Genomic DNA, 19,191 nt, shown 5'->3' with positions numbered 1-19,191 from the left:
GACCCTTGCCCGAAATTATCGCTACTGTGCCTTCCAGCGTCGATGCACCCAAAGCCACTGCGCCATGTTGGCGCGCACCTGCGCTTCGAGGCTGTCATTGAGGGCCTGCGTCATCTCCTCGGGTGTCGTGTGCGGGATCGGCGCTTCCAATACCACCTTGAAACTCAGACCATCAGGCTGCCGGATGCCGTAGCATGGCACCAACAAGGCATCATAGCGCAGCGCCAGCTCCGCCGCTGACAGTGCTGTATACGCCGTTTTGCCAAAGAATTTCAGGGGCGCCCCCGCCCACATGTGCTGGTCGATCAGCAGCGCAATCGCATTGCCCGCCTTGAGGAACTTGACCATCTCTCCCATGCCCCGGCGTCCGCGCAGAAACAGCGGGGTGCCCACCTGGCTGATGCGCGAGACGTAGAAGTCATTGAACCCCTTGTAGTTCATGCTCCGGTACAGCCCGCCAACCTGGTGACCGCGCTGGATCAGCTTGGACCGCACGATGTCATAGTTGCCGATATGGCCTGATACGAGAATGATCGGACGGCCTGCTTCGCGCGCCGCGTCCACCGCATCGATACCGTCTCCGGTGACCGGCGTGTTCCGGGCGGTCTCGACCAGTTTCCGCGGCGAGAACAATTCACACAAGGTGCGGCCGATCTGGTCGGGCACGTCACGTGTCATCTGCTCGACGTCGTCCTCGGGCATCTCCGGAAAGATGAAATGCATGTTGTCGCGTATCCGCCCGCGATATCCGATGATCGGGGCGACCAGACGCGAGATCACCCATCCCCCCACCGGAATGCGGGTGCGATACGGCAAAAGCGTGAGCGACCGGATGACCCCGATGATCAACGCGCTCACGATCCGATCTTTCAGACCGACATCCTCGTCATTTTTGGAAGGGGGTTTACCTGTTGCCGCCATTGCGCTTTCGCGTTTGTTCAGATGTCGAGCTTGTACCATTTAATGGCATGGGCTCAAGACCCGTTGGCCTCCGGGTCGTGGAAAGGCGCATGCGTACATCGACCCGGCATGAAAAAAGCCGCCCCGGTGTGGAGCGGCTTTCGAGATTTCGCTTTGCGCGGATCAGGCTGCGAGCGCGTCCTGCGCCTGTTTCACGATCGCGCTGAAAGCATCGGGTTCGTGCACGGCGAGATCGGCCAGAACCTTGCGGTCCACCTCGATGCCGGCCAGCGACAGACCGTTGATGAAACGGCTGTATGTCAGCGCTTCGTCGTGGCTTCGCACAGCCGCGTTGATCCGCTGGATCCACAGCGCGCGGAAATTGCGCTTGCGGTTCTTGCGGTCACGGGTGGCGTATTGGTTGGCCTTGTCGACGGCCTGACGCGCGACCTTGAAGGTGCTCTTGCGGCGGCCATAATAGCCTTTGGCGGCCTTGATGACCTTCTTGTGACGGGCGTGGGTGACGGTTCCACCTTTAACTCGGGACATATCTTAGCTCCTTCAGGCTTAGCGGTCGTAGGGCATGAAGCCCTTGACGATTTTGGCGTCCGGCGCGGAGAGCGTTGTTGTCCCGCGCGCATCACGGATGAACTTGCGTGTCCGCTTGATCATCCCGTGGCGTTTGCCAGCCTGACCGGCCATCACCTTACCGGTGGCCGTCACCTTAAAGCGCTTCTTGGCGCTCGATTTCGTCTTCATCTTGGGCATTTCCGTCTCCTGATCTTGGGTCGGTTTGCGCGCGACTCGGCATGCCACTTGAGCCGGTCGGGCGGATAAGAAGCTGCGCTATAGGAGGTTGCGCCGCAGATGGCAAGAGCAGATGCGTCACGGCCGCGCCCTACGGCAGGTATTTCACAAAGACGTTCACGAAGGTCCTGGGCTGGGACGCGGCGGTGTATCCGACCTCCGATGTCGTGGTCGCACAGACGACCAGTCCAGTGGCCAGCAACACCGTCAGGGCCGAGGTTCGGGGCAGCCGACGATCTACGAGCGCCGCATAGATCGAAATGATTGAAAACGCCCCAATGACGATGCCTAGCACCAGCGCCGGGTCGGCATCCATGGCCGCACCTCCCCGTTCTTTCGCGGGAAAGGGCTACTCCGGGTCGGTGCTGAAAATCAAACGTTCGTCGCAGGGCGCAACTCGGAGAATATTGGTGCTGCCAGGAACATTGAAAGGCACACCTGCGGTCACCACGATCTGATCTTCCGGGCCGGCATAGCCCTGATCCCGCGCCGCTTTGGCAGAGGCAACCACCGCCATCTTGAAGCGTTCCAGCACATCGGTGATCACGCAGTTCGTGCCCCAGGTCAGTGTCAGGCGGCGCGCCGTGCTCTTCAACGGTGTCATCGTCAGGATCGGCACCATGGGCCGCTCCCGCGCCACCAGCGCCGCGGTTGTCCCGCTTTGACTGAAACAGCAGATCGCCTTGATATCGGTCTTTTCGGCGATTTCGCGCGCGGCAGAGACGATGGCATCCGCAATCGTCGTGCCCGGCGCATCACGCGAGGCAATCATGATCTTGGCATAGGTCGGATCCTGTTCGACCTCGGTGGCAACGTTGTTCATCGTTGTCACCGCCTCCATCGGATAATCACCCGCCGCCGACTCTGCCGAGAGCATGACGGCATCCGCCCCCTCGTAGATGGCGGTCGCGACGTCCGAGACTTCGGCGCGCGTCGGCATCGGGCTTTCGATCATGCTTTCCAGCATCTGTGTCGCCACGATCACCGGTTTGGCGGCAGAGCGGCACTTGCGCACCAACCGCTTCTGGATCGGCGGCACGTTCTGCACCGGCAGTTCCACACCCAGATCGCCGCGCGCAACCATGATCCCGTCGCTGACCTTCAGAATGTCATCAAAATTCGCCACCGCCGCCGGTTTCTCGATCTTGCTGAGGATCGCCGCGCGTCCATTTGCAAGGTCAGAGGCTTCCAGAACATCTTCGGGCCGCTGCACAAAGCTCAGCGCCAGCCAATCGACACCCAGATCGCAGACAAACTCCAGATCCTTGCGATCCTTGTCAGAGAGCGCGGCCAGCGGCAGCACAACATCCGGCACATTCACACCCTTGCGGTTCGAGATGACACCACCGGCGATCACCGTACACTCCGCGAAATCCGAACCGCAGGCCTCGACTTTCAAGCGAATCTTGCCGTCGTTCACCAACAGGCTGGCGCCGGGCTCCAACGCGGCAAAAATCTCTGGATGAGGCAGGTTCACACGGTTCACATCGCCTTCGGCAGTGTCGAGGTCCATGCGGAACGTCGCACCCTCTTCCAGCATCTCGCCCTCTTCGTTTGCGAACACGCCAACGCGCAGCTTTGGCCCCTGAAGGTCGGCCAGAATGCAGATGCTGCCGCCCGTGTCCTCTTCGATCTGGCGGATGATCTTGTGCTTTTCGCGGATCTCTTCGTGGCTGCCGTGGCTCATGTTCAGGCGAAACACATCCGCGCCCGCGAGGTGCAGCGCGTGGATCGTCTCATAGTCTTCGGAGGCAGGCCCCAGTGTGGCCACGATCTTGACATTGCGCGAGCGTCTCATTTTCCTGTCGTTCCTTCGTCCTGTAACTGCCAGCAAGTTGTTACCGCTAACGGGATTGCGCACCTTATGTCGCATGATGCGCCACGGGGCAACTGTGCTCATCCTGAACGGCCAGAATAAAACCTTGATGACACGCAAGGTGCACAAGCTGCAAGCGCTCGGACACGGTTGACAGGGCGCTGCACCATCCCAATCTTAAGGGCAGCCGCAAAGGAGACCACCGCCGTGCCCAGCCAGACAGAGATCGAACTTCAGGCCGCCGCCTTTCGCCGCCTGCAGAAGCATTTGATGGAAGACCGCACCGATGTGCAGAACATCGACATGATGAACCTGGCCGGGTTCTGCCGCAACTGTCTCAGCCGCTGGTATCAGGAAGCCGCCGCCGAGAAAGGCATCGAGATGGGCAAGGATGAGGCACGCGAGCTGTTCTACGGCATGACCATGGCGGAATGGAAAGCCAACTATCAGACCGACGCAACCGACGATCAGCAGAAGGCCTTTGAGACGGCGTTCAAGGAGAACGTCGGCACAAGCTGACGGGTGCTTTCATGTCCCTTGGCGAGACATCTAAACAGCTAAGTGAGTCCGCTGAAATCAGTTAAATTCCAGGTCAGATCATCACCGAAGTTGTCGATGATTGGATATGAATTGAAGGACATCGCTGCGACCGATACGGCTCTGCTGAGATCACGCAACACGACGTCGAAGCTTGCAACCGGTTTGAAGGCGACGCCATCAGCATCGGAGGGACCTATGAGATCGACCACTAAAAAGTCCTTTGAAAACCCGCGTCGTTCGGCGCTCGACCCATGCGGGATATCATGCCCCGTACGAACCGTTCCGTCCCATTTGGAAAGTTGGACGCACCGTGCCGCTGCGCCCTCCTGCCAAGCAAAAGGAGAAGAGGCCCAGAAAGCACCCGACCGGCGCTCAAGTCGATAGGTCCCAGCAAGACACGACCGCAAAATCGACGCGTATTTTGCCGTCTTTCAAAGGACTGCAACCGGTCGATCAGATCACCGTCGGCGGTTGTATCGAGATTTTACCAGCCGTTCAGACGGCCGCTTTCAGGCTCTCTTCCAGATAAATTTCGCGCAGGCGCGGCGCCACGCGGCCCGGCACGCCCTCACCCAGAGCCACCCCATCAATCTCCACCACCGGCATCACAAATGTGCTGGCCGAGGTGATAAACGCCTCATCGGCCTTTTTCGCCTCATCGATGGTAAAGTTGCGCTCTTCCACTTCCATCTGCGCCTCCTGCGCAAACCGCAGAACAGCGGCGCGCGTGATCCCGTGCAGAATATCGTTCGACAGCGCCCGGGTGATGATCTTGTTGCCCTTCACGATGTAAGCGTTGTTCGAGGTGCCTTCGGTGACATAGCCATCCTCGATCATCCAGGCGTCATCGGCACCGGCCTTCTTGGCCATCATTTTGCCCATCGACGGATAGAGCAGCTGTACCGTCTTGATATCGCGGCGGCCCCAGCGAATGTCGTCTATACTGATGACCTTCATCCCCTTTTGAGCCGCCGGGCTGTTCGCCAGACCCGGCTTGTTCTGGGTGAAGAGCACAATGGTTGGCGTGGTCGTTTCCGGATCGGGAAAGACAAAATCGCGATCACCTGGCGCGCCGCGCGTGATCTGCAAATAGATCATGCCCTCGTCGATCTCATTGACCCGCAAAAGCTCGCGGTGGACCTCCAGCAAGTCCTCCTTGCTGATCGGGCTGCGCATCTCCAGCTCATCAAGCGACCGCTGCAAGCGCACCGCGTGGCCGTCGAAATCGATCAGTTTGCCACCCAGAACAGAGGTGACTTCATAGACACCATCCGCCATCAGAAAACCGCGATCAAAGATTGAAACGGTCGCTTCGGTTTCGGGCAGGTAGTCGCCATTTACATAAACGGTGCGGGTCATAAAGGAGCCTCCGGCATCAGGTGCAGCGCTGCATGTTGCAGCAGAATTACGGTTTTGGCATCGCGGATGCGCCCATCGCGTGCCATCGTCAAGGCCTCATCCAGAGGTACATCCAGAATTTCGATCTCTTCGGCCTCGGAACGCAGACCACCAAACTGGGTTTGCGCATCCGCAGCACTATATCGCGCGGCGAAGAAATGCAGTTTCTCGGTGACCGACCCGGGCGACATGTAGAGGTCGAAAAGGAATGTCGGATCGGTCAATACCAACCCCAATTCTTCCTGCGCCTCCTTGCGAATGCAATCCGTCGGATCATCCGCATCCAGCAACCCGGCGGCTGCTTCGATCAAAAAGGGGTGCGGGTCGTCGCGATAGGCGGCAGGCCAGCGAAACTGACGCCCCAAAAGCACATGCCGTCGCGCCGGATCATAGGGCAGGATCACCGCACCATCCCCACGATCATAGGTCTCGCGCCATTGCTCGCTGATGGTCCCATCGGACAGGGTCAGCCGCAGCTTGGTTTTCTTGAGGGTCGCCCAGCTGTCAGAAAGAAGCGTTGTCTCCAACACCTCCCACCCCATGTTCAGCCCCATAGCACGCGCCCCGACGGGTGTACGCCTGCCTCATCGAAAAGCAACGGTTGCGGTCGGTCTTCGGCCAGCAACAACGGGCCATCCAGATCGGTCACCATTGCCCCCTGCGCCAGCAGAACCGCCGGCGCCATGGCAAGGCTGGACCCGACCATGCAGCCGATCATGATGTCATATCCCTGCGCCAACCCTTCGCTGCGCAGGGCAAGCGCTTCCGTCAGACCACCCGCCTTGTCGAGCTTGATGTTGATCACATCATATTTGCCCTTGAGCTTGGGCAGGCTGGCCCGGTCATGGCAACTCTCATCCGCACAAACGGGCACCGGCCGCTCCAGCCCGATCAAGGCCTCGTCTTCCCCGGCGGGCAGCGGCTGTTCAACCAACGCCACACCAAGACGCACCAAATGCGGCGCGAGATCGGCGTAGACCTCCGCGCTCCACCCCTCATTGGCATCCACGATGATCTTCGCGTCCGGGGCCCCGGCGCGCACCGCTTCGAGCCGCGGCATATCATCCGGCGTGCCAAGCTTGATCTTCAAGAGCGGCCGATACGCATTCTCAGCCGCCTGCGCCCGCATCTTCTCCGGGGTATCCAGCGACAGTGTATAGGCGGTGATCTCTGGCCCCGGTGCGGGCAGACCCGCCAGCTCCCACGCCCGCTTGCCCGCGCGTTTCGCCTCGAGATCCCACAATGCGCAATCCACCGCGTTGCGCGCAGCTCCGGCAGGCAGCAGGTCCTGCACCCCCGCGCGGGTCAGATCGTCAGGCAGCCCTTCGATCTCGGCCGTCACACTCTCCAGCGTTTCATCATAGCGCGCATAGGGGACACATTCACCCCAGCCTGCGTGCTGCCCGTCCGTGATCCGCACAGTCAGCACCTTGGCCTCCGTCCGCGACCCGCGACTGATGGTGAACACCTGAGCGAGACGAAAGACATCCCGGCTGACCTCAATACGCATGTCCGCTCCTTCTCCGCTCTAAATCGCCACGATGGATCGCTATCAGATCGTGAGCAGCGCATCCACCAGCTTGCCCGCCCCGAAACGGAACGGATCGGTCGCGGGTAGGTTCATCCGGTCCTCGATCTCCTGCAGGCAGGCCCTGGCCGCCTCCTCCTCCAGCGCCTTGGTGTTCACGGACACGCCCGCCACCTGGCAATTGGGGTTCGCCACCTTGGCCAACGGCAGCGCCGTGTCGCGCAAGGTCTCCAGCGTCGGCAGCCCGTACTGCGGCAGCCCCCGCATATGCGTGCGGGTCGGTTCGTGACAGAGGATCAACGCATCCGGCTGCCCGCCATGGATTAGGGCCATGGTCACACCGGAGTATGATACATGAAAGAGGCTGCCCTGCCCTTCGATATGATCCCAGTGGTCTGCGTCATTGTCAGGCGTGAGATATTCAACCGCACCCGCCATGAAATCGGCAATCACCGCATCCAGCGGGACACCTTTGCCGGTGATCAGAATACCCGTCTGCCCGGTGGCCCGAAAATCGGATTTCATCCCGCGCTTGATCATTTCTGCGTCCATCGACATCGCGGTGTACATCTTGCCGCAGGAGCAATCGGTGCCAATCGCCAGCGCCCGTTTTCCAGTCCGCTTCTGGCCATTTGCAATCGGATAGGCCACGCTGGGCACCCGTACGTCGTGCAGCGTCCCGCCATTGACCTTGGCCGCCGCCTGCAACTCATCTTCGTTGCGCAAGAGATTGTGCAAACCAGCAGCCACGTCATAGCCCATCTGCAGGGCCTTGACCAAAACCACTTTCCACTCTTCCGAGATCACGCCGCCGCGGTTGGCCACGCCGATCACAAGCGTCTTGGCACCCGCATTCAGCCCCTCTTCGAGCGTCATATCGGTGAGGCCCATATCCGCGCCGCAGCCCGGCAGACGGAATTGACCGACGGCGTTTTCGGGACGCCAGTCCTTGATGCCCTGCGCCACCTTCGCGGCAAGCTGGTCCGGTGCGTCGCCGAGGAACAAAAGATAAGGTGTCTGGATCATGGTTAAGCCTCCGTCAGATTTGCTGCAATTTCTCCTCTTTGCCCCGCAAAGGCATCTCGAAAACACCCGGATCAATGTCTCAGGCGCAATTTTCTTCGATCATATGCGGATAATGACGAAGAATTAAGCGTATGCGTCAGAGTCAACCATCCGACTCGCATGCTGCACCTGCAAAATGCGCTTGCAGCATGTTGCGCAATTTAATACCAACCACAGCAACGCAATCGCAATTTTATTTCTTCGAGGTCCGCATGAGTTTCCGCATCCAACCCAGCCCGCCTGCCCGACCAAACCGCTGCCAGCTCTTCGGTCCCGGCTCGCGCCCGGCCATTTTCGAAAAGATGGCCGCCTCGGCAGCGGATGTCATCAATCTCGACCTTGAAGACAGCGTCGCGCCCAGCGACAAGGACAGCGCCCGGGCGAACATCATCGCTGCCATATCCGACATCGACTGGGGCAGCAAAACGCTCTCGGTGCGCATCAACGGCCTCGACACGCCCTTCTGGTACCGTGACGTGGTCGACCTGATGGAGCAGGCGGGCGACCGGCTCGACCAGATCATGATCCCCAAGGTGGGCTGTGCTGCTGACATCTACGCGGTCGACGCGCTGGTCACCGCCATCGAAGCCGCCAAAGGCCGGACAAAGAAGATCACCTTCGAGGTCATCATCGAATCCGCCGCAGGCATCGCCCATGTAGAAGAAATCGCCGCCAGCTCCCCGCGCATGGCCGCCATGAGCCTCGGCGCTGCCGATTTCGCGGCCTCCATGGGCATGGCGACTACGGGGATCGGCGGCACGCAGGAAAACTACTACATGATCCGCGAGGGTGAAAAACACTGGTCCGACCCGTGGCACTGGGCCCAGGCCGCCATTGTCGCCGCCTGTCGCACCCATGGCGTTCTGCCCGTCGATGGCCCCTTCGGCGACTTCTCGGACGATGAAGGCTTCCGAGCCCAGGCCCGCCGCTCCGCCACCCTCGGCATGGTTGGCAAATGGGCGATCCACCCGAAACAGGTGGCCATCGCCAATGAGGTCTTCACCCCTTCGGAAGAGGCCGTCACTGAGGCCCGCGAGATCCTCGCCGCCATGGAAGACGCCAAGGCCAAGGGCGAAGGCGCCACAGTCTACAAGGGCCGCCTGGTGGACATTGCCTCGATCAAGCAGGCCGAAGTGATCGTACGTCAGTCCGAAATGATCGCGGGCTGACACGCTCGTGACTTGGCAAATCCGGTCCGGCCTGCCCCTATGGGGCCGACCATCCGGGAGCCTGCCATGAGATCAATCCTTGCCGCCTGCCTCACCCTCATCTGGGCCACCACACTGCACGCCCAGTCCATCGCCCCACGCGACGGCTGGGTGGTGATCGCAACAAAGAAGACACACGCCGACCTGTTGACCGACCTGAAAACAGCCGTGAAGGCAAACAAGATGGGCGTCGTGACCCAAGCCGGCCCGACCGGAGCGGCCAAGGCGCGCGGCATCACCATCCCGCAAAACCGGGTGGTCGGCGTCTTCAACAACGACTTCGCGGTGAAAATCCTCGCGCTATCCACCGCCGCGATGATCGAAGCACCCATCCGCTTCTACGTCACCGAAGAAGCCGACGGCACGGCCACGCTTTCCTACAAAACCCCCAGCTTCGTCTTTACGCCTTACATCAAAGAAGCAGGCCCGGGTCTCGAAGCCCTCGCAGAAGAACTCGACACCCGCTTTGCATCCATTGCCGAGGCCGCGCGCAACTGACCCACCACTTCATTGTTCCAAAAATATGCAAAACCGGACCACCGGCCCCCCCTTCACGCCCGTTCATCCTTGGGCGAGCCCATCACCACATAGGACGTAATCGCATTCACCTGTGGCAAAGCCCCCAGCTTGTCGGTGTGAAACCGCTTGTAGCTCGGCAAATCCGCTGATTCCACACGCAGCAAATACTCCGTGGCCCCGGTGACATTGTGACATTCCACCACCTCGGGCGAGCGTGAAATCGCGCGCTCGAATGCCTCCTGCGACGCCTTCGAATGATCGCTGAGCCCTACGGTGATGTAAGCCGTGAACCCGATGCCCAGCTGCGCCGGGTCCAGCACCACCCGGTACCCGCGGATCACGCCCGACCGCTCCAGCTCCTGAACACGACGCAGGCAGGCGGAGGGCGACAGGCCCACGCGCTCGGCAAGGTCCAGATTGCTGATCCGACCGTCGCGCCTCAACTCACGCAATATCCGCTCCGATTTATCGTCAATTCCACCCATAAGTTGCACATCTAGAGCAAAATCAAAGGAAAACACAATTTCAATCCCCTTTGGATGCATAATTATTGCGTCATGTCTATCGAACTTCTTTCCGCCCTCATCCTGTTTGCCTTAGCCAGTTCGGCAACGCCCGGACCCAACAACCTGATGCTCATGGCCTCGGGCGCCAACTACGGCTTCACCCGGTCCATCCCGCATATGCTGGGCATTTCCGTCGGCTTTGCGCTGATGATTGTGCTGGTCGGGGCGGGGCTGGCTCAGATATTCGAGGCCTACCCGGTCAGCTACACGGTGCTCAAAGCCCTGTCGGTCCTCTATCTTTCATATCTTGCGTGGAAGATCGCGACCGCCGCGCCAATCCGGAAATCAGCGGAAGAGGGGCGACCGATGACCTTTCTGCAAGCTGCCGCCTTTCAGTGGGTCAACCCAAAAGCCTGGGCGATGGCCCTGACCGCCCTCTCCGTCTATGCACCCAGTCAGACGCTGACCGCCTTTGCCCTCGTGGCCGTGATCTTTGCCACGGTGAACCTGCCCGCCATTACCTTCTGGACCGTCCTTGGCCAACAGATGGCGCGCATCCTGACCAACCCCAGGCGGTTGACCACATTCAACTGGGCGATGGCCGGATTGCTCATCGCATCGCTCTATCCGGTGCTCTGGCCGGGGTAAGCGGCGTTGCATTGCCCTGAAATGCCCGCCATATAACGGGAGAGAACAACAATAAGGTCTCCCATGACCCAATATATGGATTTCGAGAAACCGCTGGCCGAGATCGAAGGCAAGGCGGAGGAACTGCGCGCGCTGGCCCGGTCCAACGAAGAAATGGATGTGACCGAAGAGGCCGCCGCCCTCGACGTCAAAGCCCGTGCGATGCTGGAAGAACTCTACAGATCCTTGACCCCCTGGCGGAAATGCCAGGTGGCACGGCATGCGGAGCGCCCGCATTGCCAGGACTACGTCGATGCCCTCTTTACCGACTACACGCCGCTGGCCGGTGACCGGAACTTTGCCGATGACCACGCCGTCATGGGCGGCCTTGCGCGGTTGAACGACCGCCCGGTCATGGTGATCGGCCATGAGAAAGGCAATGACACGAAATCCCGGATTGAGCGCAACTTTGGCATGGCGCGGCCCGAAGGCTATCGCAAGGCCATTCGTCTGATGGACATCGCCCATCGCTTTGGCCTGCCCGTGATTACCCTGGTCGACACACCCGGCGCCTACCCCGGCAAAGGTGCCGAAGAGCGCGGCCAGTCCGAAGCCATTGCACGCGCCACCGAGAAATGTCTGCAGATCGGTGTGCCACTGATCTCCGTCATCATCGGCGAAGGCGGGTCCGGCGGTGCGGTCGCCTTTGCCACGGCAAATCGCGTCGCGATGCTGGAACACTCGGTCTATTCGGTGATCAGCCCCGAAGGCTGTGCCTCGATCCTCTGGAAAGACGCTGAAAAAATGCGCGAAGCGGCAGAGGCGCTTCGTCTGACCGCCGACGACCTCAAACAGCTTGGCGTGATCGACCGGATCATCCCCGAACCGACGGGGGGCGCGCACAGAGATGCCAGCGCGGCCATCGCCGCCGTCGGGCGCGCGCTGGAAGCGATGCTGAAAGATCTGGAGAGCAAGGCACCTGAGGCGCTGATCAAGGATCGTCGCGCCAAATTCCTCGACATTGGCGGCAAAGGCCTCGCGGCCTGACCTCTACGCCGCAGTGAGTTTGATGCGGAAACGCGGACCCGCCTGGTCGAGCCGGTCAAAGCCCATGGCCAGATAGATGCCTTGGGCCACGATGTTGTCGGGATGGGTGCCAACCATCAGGTACTGGCATCCTTCGGCCCGGGCCAGGGCCTCACTGGCCTTGATCAGCGCTTTGCCAACACCGGTCCCGCGCGCGGGCTCCGCCACATAAAGGTGATGCATATCCATGCCCCGCGCGCCGAATTGCATCCGGGCGAGCGGGCAGAGTGCAGCGTATCCGACGACCTCGCCCGCCGCTTCGGCCAGCAGGATGCGCACCCAAGGCCGGGGCCCAAGAATGTCGCGCGCCAGCTCATCCGCAGTGACTGTCGCCACATCGCCGTGAAACTCGGCGAGTTTCGAGACCATTTTCAATACAACCTGAAGGTCATCCGGCCTTACGGGCCGAATCCTCCCTGTAAAAATCGAGTTTTTCATTTCAACCTGAACCACTTACGAAACTGTTGCACCCCCGTTTCCAGTGACCCCTGCCGTATTTGAACGTGAAACTATGTCCTCGACTGGGCCGAATTTTGTTAAAATTCTACATATGGTAGAAATTTTCAATGGCGATGTGAGGAATTGGTAAAGATTCAGCTCGCCAACATCCGCAAACCCTGCGTCACATCCGACCGCACCGCGAGGCGCAGGCCCGGCTCGTCCCCGGCCCTGAGTGCTGCGATGATCAGCCGGTGGAAGTGCGGCGGTTCGGTCTTGCGCAGCCGACCGTAGAGCGCGCGCATCGTCGGCCCCATCTGCAGCCAGACGGTTTCCGCCATGGCCAGCATCGCCGGGGCCTGCGCGCGCAGGTACAGGGTGCGGTGAAACTCCAGATTGGTACGGATGTAGCTTGCCGCATCGCGATGGGCCACGGCCTCGGCGATGGTGGTGTTGATCGTTTGCATCCGTTCAATCAGCGCCATATGCGCGCGCGGCAAGGCCCGGCTGGCCAGTTCGACCTCGATGAGCGCCCGCAACGCGGCCAGTTCCTCGATCCGCTCATTGCTGAGTTCCGGCGTTGAGACCCGCCCGGAAGAGGACATGGTCAACGCTCCTTCGGCCACCAGGCGCCGGACCGCTTCGCGCGCCGGTGTCATCGACACCTCATATTCGCTGCCGATCCCGCGCAGGGTAAGCCCCTCGCCGGGGGGCAGATCGCCCTGCATGATCCGACCGCGCAACGCGCGGTACACACGGTCATGCGCGGCGGGAGCCGCATCGGCAGGGCGCGGAGACAGGATCATGGGGCTTTTGTGATCACAAATCCACGCAGGGTCAAGACGCGCCGCAGGTCTGGCCGCCATAAGGACCGAACAACTTAAGAGGCAAGGTCGAACCGATAGCGGTGCAGATCGCTGCCTTGTCGGCGCAGCCATTGCCTTGGACCCGCGTAGTCTCCATAAATCCGGCTGACCTGCGCCCAGAAGGCCGGGGAATGGTTCATTTCCGCCAGATGCGCCACCTCATGCGCCACCACATAGTCCAGCACATCCGGCGGCGCGAGGATCAGACGCCAGGAATACATCAACCGCCCTTCGGCCGTACAGGACCCCCAGCGGGAGCGTGTGTCGCGCAGGGTAATCGCCTGATAGGGTTTGCCCAGAAGGGCGGCATAGTTATCCGACGCCTCCGCCAGCCGGGCGCGCGCGATTTCCTTGAGATGTCCGGCAAGGCGGAGACCCACGCGCGCAGGCGCCCCCGGCACGGCCACGCGGCCCCCCTCGAACTGCACGCGACGCCCGCTGCCTGCCGCCACCTCATACATCTGCCCCCCCACGGGCAGCAGCGTGCCGATACCCACTGCGACATCGTCCCCCCGGGCCGCCAGATGTTTGCGAATCCAGCTTTCTTTTTCATATGCGAACTGAAGCGCCTCTCGCTCTGGCACCCGTTTGGGCAGGGTCAGCGTCACCCGCCCGTCGAGTTGAGAGATTCGCAGCGAAATGCGCTTTGCCTGCGCGGAACGGCGCAGGATCAGGGGGATGGGCGGGTCACCAGGCAGTGAGTTCTCGGTCATATGCGCTCTTGAAGATGGGTCGGCGTGCGGCAGCCCTTTACAGCCCCCGATTCATATGGCACTTGGCCGGAATCATCTACAGCAGAACAGCAATTGTAAAAGGGGGTTTTTCATGCCCAAAGAAGAATGGGGAACGAAGCGCCTCTGCCCCACAACCGGCAAGCGGTTTTACGACCTGAACAAGGATCCGATCGTCAGCCCCTATACCGGCGAAGTGGTTGAGATCGACCTCAGCAAATCGCGCATGATCGCAGCAGACGCAGAAGACGCGGCATCCGCCAAGGCCAAGGCCTCCACCCAGGAGGATGATGCGGTCCTGGAGGATGACGAGGAAGATGTTGATGTGGATCTGGGTGACGATCTGCTCGATGACGACGAAGACGATGATGACAGCGTGCCGCTCGAAGAGATCGCGGATGTTGCATCGGAAGACGACGACAACTGAAACCGAGATTTCGCGCGCGGGGCGGTCTTTTTTGACTTGATCCCGCCCCGCGTTGCGCCTATTCAGCGGCGCACTGGATTTCACAATCCATCCCGTCGGGACCTGAGGTTCCGATATTGGGGCCTTAGCTCAGCTGGGAGAGCGCCTGCATGGCATGCAGGAGGTCAGCGGTTCGATCCCGCTAGGCTCCACCAAATCCCCTATGTGAATGAAGCTGGCGCAAAGCCGCCGCTGGTGAAAAACTCAACTACCGCATGGTGGCTTCCCGAAGCGAACACGCATCCATCGCACAGAATCTGTTCGCTTGCGTTTCGGAGACGCCGGAGCGCCGCCCAAGCATCTAGCCAGCAGCGGCACCCCTGGCGTATTCCCGTGGTGGCGCGCCCACATGGCGCGCAAAGGCGGTGCTGAACGCGCTGGCGGAGCCATAGCCGATCTTGTCGGAAACTTCCGCAATCCCGTGCGTCCCCTCGCGCAGCATGTGCTTTGCGAGCGTCATCCGCCAGTTCAGCAGATATCCCATCGGTGCAACGCCAATGACCCGCGAAAATCGGGTAAAGAATGCCGACCGCGAGAGACCTGCTGTGCGGGCCAGTTCATGAATCGTCCAAGCATGGTCTGGTGCTGCATGGATCGCCCGCAATGCCGGGCCGATCCGGGCATCGACAAGCCCGCGTATCAGCGCGGATGTGGTGTCAGGCTGCTCAGCCGAGCGAAAGGCCTCGATCAACAGGATCTGCAAGAGGTGTTCGACCACGGCATCCCGCGCCGGTCGATCCGCGCGCACCTCGCTTTGCACCATTGCGGCCAGCGTCGCCAGCCGATCCTCGTCACGCACAAGGATCATGTCGGGCAGGAGCGAGACCAAGAGCCCGGCATCCGGGCTGCCGAAGCTGCAATGCCCGACCAGCATCTCGACGTCCGGGGGGGTGTCTGATGCGCCAAGCCGCACGATCCCGTCCGCTGCGGCAACAGGCTGGCTGACCAGTCCGGCGGGTGGTGGAGGGGTCAGGTTGGACACGGCAAACGGGGCAATCGCCGGAATGAGAACAAAGGTCCCGGCGGAGAGATGGACCGGCGCATGTCCATCGACCTCCAGCCTGACCCGCCCGGCCAACAGCATGCAGTAGAACGCCGCATCCACATCATCGCGACACACTCGGAATGATCCGGACGCATGCACGAGCTTGGTCGATGTCGCCTGCGGGCGCAAAAGCGAGATCACTTCGGAGAGTGGATCCTGCATTTCGGACTTTCGATAAGGATTTAAGTATCTCCGATTATAGAAAATCTCGCTCAATTTGACAACATATCAGACAACACAACCAAAGCGAAAAGGAGACCACATCATGAAAACCGTATTGATCACAGGATGTTCTTCAGGGTTCGGGCTTGAAACCGCCCGCCACTTTCTTGGTCAGGGCTGGTCGGTTGTCGCAACGATGCGCACACCCGATGCAAGCCTGTTGCCCGCTTCTGATCGCCTGAAGATCGTGCCGCTGGACGTATCCGAGCCTACCAGCATCGCCCGTGCAGTAGAGGCGGCAGGTCCCATCGACGCTCTGGTCAACAATGCCGGTATCGGCTGGCTTTCCACCTTCGAAGGCACGCCAGAGACGGCCATGCGCGCCCTGTTCGAAACCAACACATTCGGCACGTTCGCGATGATCCGCGCGGTCTTGCCGCAGATGCGCGCGCGGCAAAGCGGCGTGATCGTGAACGTCTCTTCCAGTGTTACGATGAAACCGCTGGCGCTCTTGCCCGTCTACACCGCCAGCAAGGCTGCAGTGAACGCCTATTCCGAATGTCTTGCACTCGAGCTTGCGCCATTGGGCATTCGCACCCGGTTGGTCTTGCCGGGGCAGGCCCCGGGCACCAGTTTTGGCAGCACGGCACGCGCGCTGATGGCCAAGGCGAACGAAACGCCCGATGACTATCAGGCGTTTGTCGAGCAGGTGATGTCGGCTTTCACCGCCAATGCAGCGCAGGAACTGACACATCCCGCAGATGTCGTGCAGGCCATCTGGCGCGCCGTGACGGATGAAGACTGCCCGCTGCGCCTGCCTGCCGGCAGCGATGCCCTGGCGCTGGCTGCTTGATCAGGATCAGGTGGGGCAGTGGCGCAGACCGCCGCCCGTCCGGACTGGCACGGGGCTCCGCCCGACCGGCAGAGCGGTCCGGCATTTCTGCACGGCGCGCGCAAAGTTACAACCGCGCTCCGGCACGGTGGCACGATCCAAGTCCACCAACAGTCTGTTCGTGTACAAAGGCAAAGAACCGTGAAGAACTCGCATCTGTCACACCGCCAGCCCCGCGACGATGAACCCTGCGATCTTGTCTATGTCCCGGCGTTTCACATGGCCTCCGGTAACAATCATCCGCCAGTAGAGAATGCTGGCGATCGCATCATTGGCGAGGTCCCGGTCGGCATCCGCAGGCAGTTCGCCGCGTTCGATGGCTCGATCGACGATCAGAGCGCCCCGCGCGCGGCGTTCGGTCTGCAAGGTGTTGCGTATCTCGATGCTGAGCGCGCTTGTCCGTGCCATTTCTGCATGCAGGTCGGGAAGTATGCGCCGGATCAGCGGGTGGCGCAGCACCCTGCGCAACGACAACAGAATGAGCCGAATGTCTTCGTGCAACGACCCGCTGTCGGGGATCGGCGTGAGCTCCACACCCACCGTCCGGATCAACTCGATCGCCATGTCATGCTTGGACGACCAGCGGCGATAGAGCGCGGCCTTGCCCACACCCGCCCGCTTGGCCACGCGTTCAAGGCTGAGCGCACCGATCCCCGCCCGCGCCCATTCCTCGAAAAACGCACGCGTCAGCGCGGCGGTGACTGATGTGCGCATCACGGCCGCTCCGCTCGGGGTCCGCGAGGAGGGTTCCGCTGATGAATTTTCGTTGGAACGTTTGCGTTCCATCCAATTGCTCCTTATATGGTCGATACGCTACCGTTCCATCGAAGAGAGAGATTTGTCAATGACCGTTCAGCAAACCCGTTTTGAAGGCCTCACTGACATCCTGCGAGAAGGACTGGGGACTCGGATTGATCCCACAGCCGACAGCTTTCTCGACATGTTCGCACAGGATTGCGTGTTTGAAGCGCCCTATGCGCCGCCAGGTTTCATCGCCCGCATCGAAGGCCGCGACGCCCTGGCGCGTTACCTGAAGGTCTTGCCCGACCTGATCCGCATCGACGATTTCTTTGACCTTCGCATCAGTGAAATGGCCGACCCCGACAAGGTCGTCCTTGAGTTTCGAGGCAGCGGCGAAGGCCGCACCGGTGCGGCCTACGATCAGAAGTGGATTTCCGTGATCGAAACGCGCAACAGTAAGATCGTTCACTACGCCGACTACTGGGACCCCCGGATCACGCTGGCCGCAACCGGCGATGCGGTGCCGAACCCTGAAGGAGAAGGATTTACCCGTGCCTGACCTCATCCTGATCACCGGCGGGACCGGAACCACCGGTCGCCGTATTTCCGAGCAGCTGACCGAACGCGACCTATGCCATCGCGTCGCAACCCGCAGCCCCGCTGTCACCCATGACGTTCGTTTTGATTGGGGTGATCAAGGCACTTGGTCTGGGGCATTGAAGGATGTTGCAAGCATTTATCTGGTCGCCCCGAGTGGCGTGGCAGAGCCGCTGCAAACGATGGTTCCGTTCATGGAAACAGCCATTCGGAACGGTGTGAAACGGTTTGCCCTACTCAGCGCGTCTTCGCTGGACGCAGGCGGGCCGATGATGGGTGCTGTGCATGCCTGGTTGCGCGATCATGCGCCTGAATGGGTGGTTCTGCGCCCGACGTGGTTCGTGCAGAACTTTTCAGAGGGACAGCTTCTTGCGCCGATCCGCGATCATGGGACCATCGCAACCGCCACGCAGAATGGACGGGTCGGTTTCATCGATGCGGAGGATATTGCAGCCGTCGCAGTCGAGGCGCTGAGCCAACCGCAATTTGCCTCGGGTGACCTCATCCTGACCGGCCCTGCGGCGCTCAGTTATGACGATGTCGCAAAGATATTGGGCGAGGTCTTGGGACGCCCGGTCAGACACCACCATCTGAGCGAAAAAGAACTCGTGGCACGTCACATGGCCGCCGGATTGCCGAAAGCCTATGCAACGGCGCTTGCGGCCATGGACACAAGTATCGCTGCAGGGTCAGAGGACCGCGTCACCGACGCAGTGAGGCGCATGACCGGGCGGGCCCCGCGCAGTCTGTCGGATTTCGCAACCGCGAGCCGTGCCGTCTGGCGCAAGAGGGTCACAGCGTGAGTGGCCCACAGGAACATCCCCTGACGGCGCGGTGCCTTTGTGGCGTGGTCGGCGTCACGATTACATCCAGACCGGCGTTTATTCACGACTGCAACTGCAGGCTTTGCCGAACCTCTGGCGGCGCCTGGGGTTACTTTCCACAGGCAATGGTGAAAACGACCGGAGAAACCGGATCCTACCTGCGCAAAGACAAGGCGAATGCTGCCGCCGAACTCCAGTTCTGCAGGCGCTGCGGAACCACGACGCATTGGACATTTTCGAAGGCCTTCCGTGAACAGAATGAAGCAATAGACCTGATGGGCGTGAACATGAGGCTCTTTGATCCCCACGACCTCAAAGGTGTCGAATTGCGCTTCCCAGACGGTGACAGATGGTCGGGCGCGGGCTCGTTTGACTACAGACGCACATCGATCACCCTCGGCGACCATTGGCCGTGGTGATCTGCAGCGT

At 60.9% G+C, this 19,191-nt stretch carries 26 protein-coding genes and 1 tRNA gene; 11 read left to right on the top strand and 16 right to left on the bottom strand.

The genetic code is table 11. From position 1 onward, the window contains the following. Positions 1-21 precede the first annotated feature (21 nt). The 5 genes from ISX84_RS16525 to pyk all read right to left on the bottom strand — a co-directional run bounded on the left by ISX84_RS16525 (position 22) and on the right by pyk (position 3,505). Entirely contained in the window at positions 22-960 is a 939-nt protein-coding gene (locus tag ISX84_RS16525; RefSeq protein ID WP_326838758.1) for a lysophospholipid acyltransferase family protein, read from the bottom strand. 123 nt (positions 961-1,083) lie between these two features. Beyond that, positions 1,084-1,449: a 50S ribosomal protein L20 gene (rplT, locus tag ISX84_RS16520; RefSeq protein ID WP_195821500.1), complete on the bottom strand. Its 366-nt coding sequence runs from the start codon at positions 1,447-1,449 to the stop codon at positions 1,084-1,086. Positions 1,450-1,467: 18 nt separating this feature from the next. Further along, a complete protein-coding gene (rpmI, locus tag ISX84_RS16515; RefSeq protein ID WP_027263382.1) occupies positions 1,468-1,668 on the bottom strand; it encodes a 50S ribosomal protein L35 in 201 nt (66 codons plus the stop codon). Positions 1,669-1,798: 130 nt separating this feature from the next. Next, positions 1,799-2,023, bottom strand: a complete 225-nt coding sequence (locus tag ISX84_RS16510; protein ID WP_195821499.1) for a hypothetical protein — start codon at positions 2,021-2,023, stop codon at positions 1,799-1,801. 33 nt (positions 2,024-2,056) lie between these two features. Continuing rightward, positions 2,057-3,505 (bottom strand): pyruvate kinase, encoded by a 1,449-nt coding sequence (gene pyk / locus ISX84_RS16505; RefSeq protein WP_195821498.1) that lies wholly within the window; start codon positions 3,503-3,505, stop codon positions 2,057-2,059. A 225-nt stretch (positions 3,506-3,730) separates the two neighbouring features. Here pyk and ISX84_RS16500 point away from each other — a divergent pair, with 225 nt between their 5' ends. Continuing rightward, positions 3,731-4,042, top strand: a complete 312-nt coding sequence (locus tag ISX84_RS16500; RefSeq protein ID WP_195821497.1) for a DUF1244 domain-containing protein — start codon at positions 3,731-3,733, stop codon at positions 4,040-4,042. A gap of 38 nt (positions 4,043-4,080) precedes the next feature. Here ISX84_RS16500 and ISX84_RS16495 read toward each other — a convergent pair whose 3' ends face one another. The 5 genes from ISX84_RS16495 to dgcN form a co-directional block, all read right to left on the bottom strand. After that, on the bottom strand, positions 4,081-4,272 hold the full coding sequence (locus tag ISX84_RS16495) for a hypothetical protein (RefSeq protein ID WP_195821496.1): 192 nt from the start codon (positions 4,270-4,272) through the stop codon (positions 4,081-4,083). Positions 4,273-4,558: 286 nt separating this feature from the next. Then, the gene (locus ISX84_RS16490; RefSeq protein WP_195821495.1) at positions 4,559-5,422 is read right to left on the bottom strand and encodes a D-amino-acid transaminase; all 864 of its coding nucleotides are present in this window, start codon (positions 5,420-5,422) and stop codon (positions 4,559-4,561) included. Beyond that, on the bottom strand, positions 5,419-6,015 hold the full coding sequence (locus ISX84_RS16485; RefSeq protein ID WP_195821494.1) for an NUDIX domain-containing protein: 597 nt from the start codon (positions 6,013-6,015) through the stop codon (positions 5,419-5,421). Before ISX84_RS16485 ends, ISX84_RS16490 begins: the two co-directional genes overlap by 4 nt. Next, the gene (gene dgcA, locus ISX84_RS16480) at positions 6,006-6,971 is read right to left on the bottom strand and encodes an N-acetyl-D-Glu racemase DgcA (RefSeq protein WP_195821493.1); all 966 of its coding nucleotides are present in this window, start codon (positions 6,969-6,971) and stop codon (positions 6,006-6,008) included. The genes ISX84_RS16485 and dgcA overlap by 10 nt, the downstream gene beginning before the upstream one ends. Before the next feature lie 42 nt (positions 6,972-7,013). Continuing rightward, complete coding sequence (gene dgcN / locus ISX84_RS16475; RefSeq protein WP_195821492.1) at positions 7,014-8,015, bottom strand: N-acetyltransferase DgcN; 1,002 nt, start codon at positions 8,013-8,015, stop codon at positions 7,014-7,016. Positions 8,016-8,266: 251 nt separating this feature from the next. Between dgcN and ISX84_RS16470 the strand changes: the two genes are divergently transcribed. Together ISX84_RS16470 and ISX84_RS16465 are read left to right on the top strand one after the other, a co-directional pair. Beyond that, positions 8,267-9,223, top strand: coding sequence for an L-malyl-CoA/beta-methylmalyl-CoA lyase (locus ISX84_RS16470; RefSeq protein WP_195821491.1), 957 nt, complete (start codon positions 8,267-8,269; stop codon positions 9,221-9,223). A 66-nt stretch (positions 9,224-9,289) separates the two neighbouring features. Beyond that, positions 9,290-9,760, top strand: a complete 471-nt coding sequence (locus ISX84_RS16465; RefSeq protein WP_195821490.1) for a DUF302 domain-containing protein — start codon at positions 9,290-9,292, stop codon at positions 9,758-9,760. 53 nt (positions 9,761-9,813) lie between these two features. Here ISX84_RS16465 and ISX84_RS16460 read toward each other — a convergent pair whose 3' ends face one another. Then, positions 9,814-10,266 (bottom strand): Lrp/AsnC family transcriptional regulator, encoded by a 453-nt coding sequence (locus ISX84_RS16460; RefSeq protein ID WP_195821489.1) that lies wholly within the window; start codon positions 10,264-10,266, stop codon positions 9,814-9,816. Positions 10,267-10,338: 72 nt separating this feature from the next. Here ISX84_RS16460 and ISX84_RS16455 point away from each other — a divergent pair, with 72 nt between their 5' ends. Both ISX84_RS16455 and ISX84_RS16450 read left to right on the top strand, forming a co-directional pair. Continuing rightward, complete coding sequence (locus ISX84_RS16455; protein WP_195821488.1) at positions 10,339-10,935, top strand: LysE family translocator; 597 nt, start codon at positions 10,339-10,341, stop codon at positions 10,933-10,935. Positions 10,936-10,998: 63 nt separating this feature from the next. Then, the gene (locus ISX84_RS16450; protein ID WP_195821487.1) at positions 10,999-11,961 is read left to right on the top strand and encodes an acetyl-CoA carboxylase carboxyltransferase subunit alpha; all 963 of its coding nucleotides are present in this window, start codon (positions 10,999-11,001) and stop codon (positions 11,959-11,961) included. Between the two features lie 3 nt (positions 11,962-11,964). Here the strand turns inward: ISX84_RS16450 and ISX84_RS16445 are convergent, their stop codons facing one another. From ISX84_RS16445 to ISX84_RS16435, 3 genes are all read right to left on the bottom strand, one after another. After that, entirely contained in the window at positions 11,965-12,369 is a 405-nt protein-coding gene (locus tag ISX84_RS16445) for a GNAT family N-acetyltransferase (RefSeq protein ID WP_229884371.1), read from the bottom strand. Between the two features lie 224 nt (positions 12,370-12,593). Then, entirely contained in the window at positions 12,594-13,244 is a 651-nt protein-coding gene (locus tag ISX84_RS16440; protein WP_195821485.1) for a GntR family transcriptional regulator, read from the bottom strand. Positions 13,245-13,318: 74 nt separating this feature from the next. After that, the gene (locus tag ISX84_RS16435) at positions 13,319-14,017 is read right to left on the bottom strand and encodes a M48 family metallopeptidase (RefSeq protein WP_195821484.1); all 699 of its coding nucleotides are present in this window, start codon (positions 14,015-14,017) and stop codon (positions 13,319-13,321) included. Between the two features lie 112 nt (positions 14,018-14,129). On the opposite strand from ISX84_RS16435, the gene ISX84_RS16430 reads away from it, so the two are divergent. Together ISX84_RS16430 and ISX84_RS16425 are read left to right on the top strand one after the other, a co-directional pair. Further along, positions 14,130-14,462 carry a TIGR02300 family protein gene (locus tag ISX84_RS16430; RefSeq protein WP_195821483.1) on the top strand — a complete coding sequence of 111 codons (333 nt, stop codon included), beginning with the start codon at positions 14,130-14,132 and terminating at the stop codon, positions 14,460-14,462. A gap of 118 nt (positions 14,463-14,580) precedes the next feature. After that, positions 14,581-14,656: transfer RNA gene (locus tag ISX84_RS16425), tRNA-Ala, on the top strand. Between the two features lie 146 nt (positions 14,657-14,802). On the opposite strand, the gene ISX84_RS16420 is transcribed toward ISX84_RS16425, so the two are convergent. Beyond that, positions 14,803-15,708, bottom strand: coding sequence for an AraC family transcriptional regulator (locus ISX84_RS16420; RefSeq protein ID WP_195821482.1), 906 nt, complete (start codon positions 15,706-15,708; stop codon positions 14,803-14,805). Between the two features lie 103 nt (positions 15,709-15,811). Between ISX84_RS16420 and ISX84_RS16415 the strand changes: the two genes are divergently transcribed. Continuing rightward, positions 15,812-16,561 carry an SDR family oxidoreductase gene (locus tag ISX84_RS16415; RefSeq protein ID WP_195821481.1) on the top strand — a complete coding sequence of 250 codons (750 nt, stop codon included), beginning with the start codon at positions 15,812-15,814 and terminating at the stop codon, positions 16,559-16,561. 198 nt (positions 16,562-16,759) lie between these two features. Here the strand turns inward: ISX84_RS16415 and ISX84_RS16410 are convergent, their stop codons facing one another. Beyond that, on the bottom strand, positions 16,760-17,314 hold the full coding sequence (locus ISX84_RS16410) for a TetR/AcrR family transcriptional regulator (protein ID WP_229884370.1): 555 nt from the start codon (positions 17,312-17,314) through the stop codon (positions 16,760-16,762). Here ISX84_RS16410 and ISX84_RS16405 point away from each other — a divergent pair. Genes ISX84_RS16405 through ISX84_RS16395 form a run of 3 tightly spaced genes read left to right on the top strand, consistent with a single transcriptional unit; the run spans position 17,307 to position 19,181 of the window. After that, positions 17,307-17,900 carry a nuclear transport factor 2 family protein gene (locus ISX84_RS16405; protein ID WP_326838757.1) on the top strand — a complete coding sequence of 198 codons (594 nt, stop codon included), beginning with the start codon at positions 17,307-17,309 and terminating at the stop codon, positions 17,898-17,900. The two genes, ISX84_RS16410 and ISX84_RS16405, sit on opposite strands and share 8 nt — an antisense overlap. Then, positions 17,893-18,741 carry an ergot alkaloid biosynthesis protein gene (locus ISX84_RS16400; protein ID WP_326838756.1) on the top strand — a complete coding sequence of 283 codons (849 nt, stop codon included), beginning with the start codon at positions 17,893-17,895 and terminating at the stop codon, positions 18,739-18,741. The genes ISX84_RS16405 and ISX84_RS16400 overlap by 8 nt, the downstream gene beginning before the upstream one ends. After that, positions 18,738-19,181, top strand: a complete 444-nt coding sequence (locus tag ISX84_RS16395; protein WP_326838755.1) for a GFA family protein — start codon at positions 18,738-18,740, stop codon at positions 19,179-19,181. The genes ISX84_RS16400 and ISX84_RS16395 overlap by 4 nt, the downstream gene beginning before the upstream one ends. Positions 19,182-19,191 lie beyond the last annotated feature (10 nt).

The organism is Roseobacter sp. MH60115, from assembly GCF_015644665.1.
GTDB lineage: Bacteria > Pseudomonadota > Alphaproteobacteria > Rhodobacterales > Rhodobacteraceae > Roseobacter.
The sequence above is the reverse complement of the archived record's forward strand: the minus strand, read 5'-3'. Positions and strand labels throughout refer to the sequence as shown.

Coding starts and splice junctions, on each gene's coding strand:
- ISX84_RS16525 (WP_326838758.1), bottom strand. CDS start 960: ATGGTACAAGCTCGACATCTGAACAAACGCGAAAGCGCAATGGCGGCA.
- rplT (WP_195821500.1), bottom strand. CDS start 1,449: ATGTCCCGAGTTAAAGGTGGAACCGTCACCCACGCCCGTCACAAGAAG.
- rpmI (WP_027263382.1), bottom strand. CDS start 1,668: ATGCCCAAGATGAAGACGAAATCGAGCGCCAAGAAGCGCTTTAAGGTG.
- ISX84_RS16510 (WP_195821499.1), bottom strand. CDS start 2,023: ATGGATGCCGACCCGGCGCTGGTGCTAGGCATCGTCATTGGGGCGTTT.
- pyk (WP_195821498.1), bottom strand. CDS start 3,505: ATGAGACGCTCGCGCAATGTCAAGATCGTGGCCACACTGGGGCCTGCC.
- ISX84_RS16490 (WP_195821495.1), bottom strand. CDS start 5,422: ATGACCCGCACCGTTTATGTAAATGGCGACTACCTGCCCGAAACCGAA.
- ISX84_RS16485 (WP_195821494.1), bottom strand. CDS start 6,015: ATGGGGCTGAACATGGGGTGGGAGGTGTTGGAGACAACGCTTCTTTCT.
- dgcA (WP_195821493.1), bottom strand. CDS start 6,971: ATGCGTATTGAGGTCAGCCGGGATGTCTTTCGTCTCGCTCAGGTGTTC.
- dgcN (WP_195821492.1), bottom strand. CDS start 8,015: ATGATCCAGACACCTTATCTTTTGTTCCTCGGCGACGCACCGGACCAG.
- ISX84_RS16470 (WP_195821491.1), top strand. CDS start 8,267: ATGAGTTTCCGCATCCAACCCAGCCCGCCTGCCCGACCAAACCGCTGC.
- ISX84_RS16465 (WP_195821490.1), top strand. CDS start 9,290: ATGAGATCAATCCTTGCCGCCTGCCTCACCCTCATCTGGGCCACCACA.
- ISX84_RS16460 (WP_195821489.1), bottom strand. CDS start 10,266: ATGGGTGGAATTGACGATAAATCGGAGCGGATATTGCGTGAGTTGAGG.
- ISX84_RS16455 (WP_195821488.1), top strand. CDS start 10,339: ATGTCTATCGAACTTCTTTCCGCCCTCATCCTGTTTGCCTTAGCCAGT.
- ISX84_RS16450 (WP_195821487.1), top strand. CDS start 10,999: ATGACCCAATATATGGATTTCGAGAAACCGCTGGCCGAGATCGAAGGC.
- ISX84_RS16445 (WP_229884371.1), bottom strand. CDS start 12,369: ATGGTCTCGAAACTCGCCGAGTTTCACGGCGATGTGGCGACAGTCACT.
- ISX84_RS16440 (WP_195821485.1), bottom strand. CDS start 13,244: ATGATCCTGTCTCCGCGCCCTGCCGATGCGGCTCCCGCCGCGCATGAC.
- ISX84_RS16435 (WP_195821484.1), bottom strand. CDS start 14,017: ATGACCGAGAACTCACTGCCTGGTGACCCGCCCATCCCCCTGATCCTG.
- ISX84_RS16430 (WP_195821483.1), top strand. CDS start 14,130: ATGCCCAAAGAAGAATGGGGAACGAAGCGCCTCTGCCCCACAACCGGC.
- ISX84_RS16420 (WP_195821482.1), bottom strand. CDS start 15,708: ATGCAGGATCCACTCTCCGAAGTGATCTCGCTTTTGCGCCCGCAGGCG.
- ISX84_RS16415 (WP_195821481.1), top strand. CDS start 15,812: ATGAAAACCGTATTGATCACAGGATGTTCTTCAGGGTTCGGGCTTGAA.
- ISX84_RS16410 (WP_229884370.1), bottom strand. CDS start 17,314: ATGCGCACATCAGTCACCGCCGCGCTGACGCGTGCGTTTTTCGAGGAA.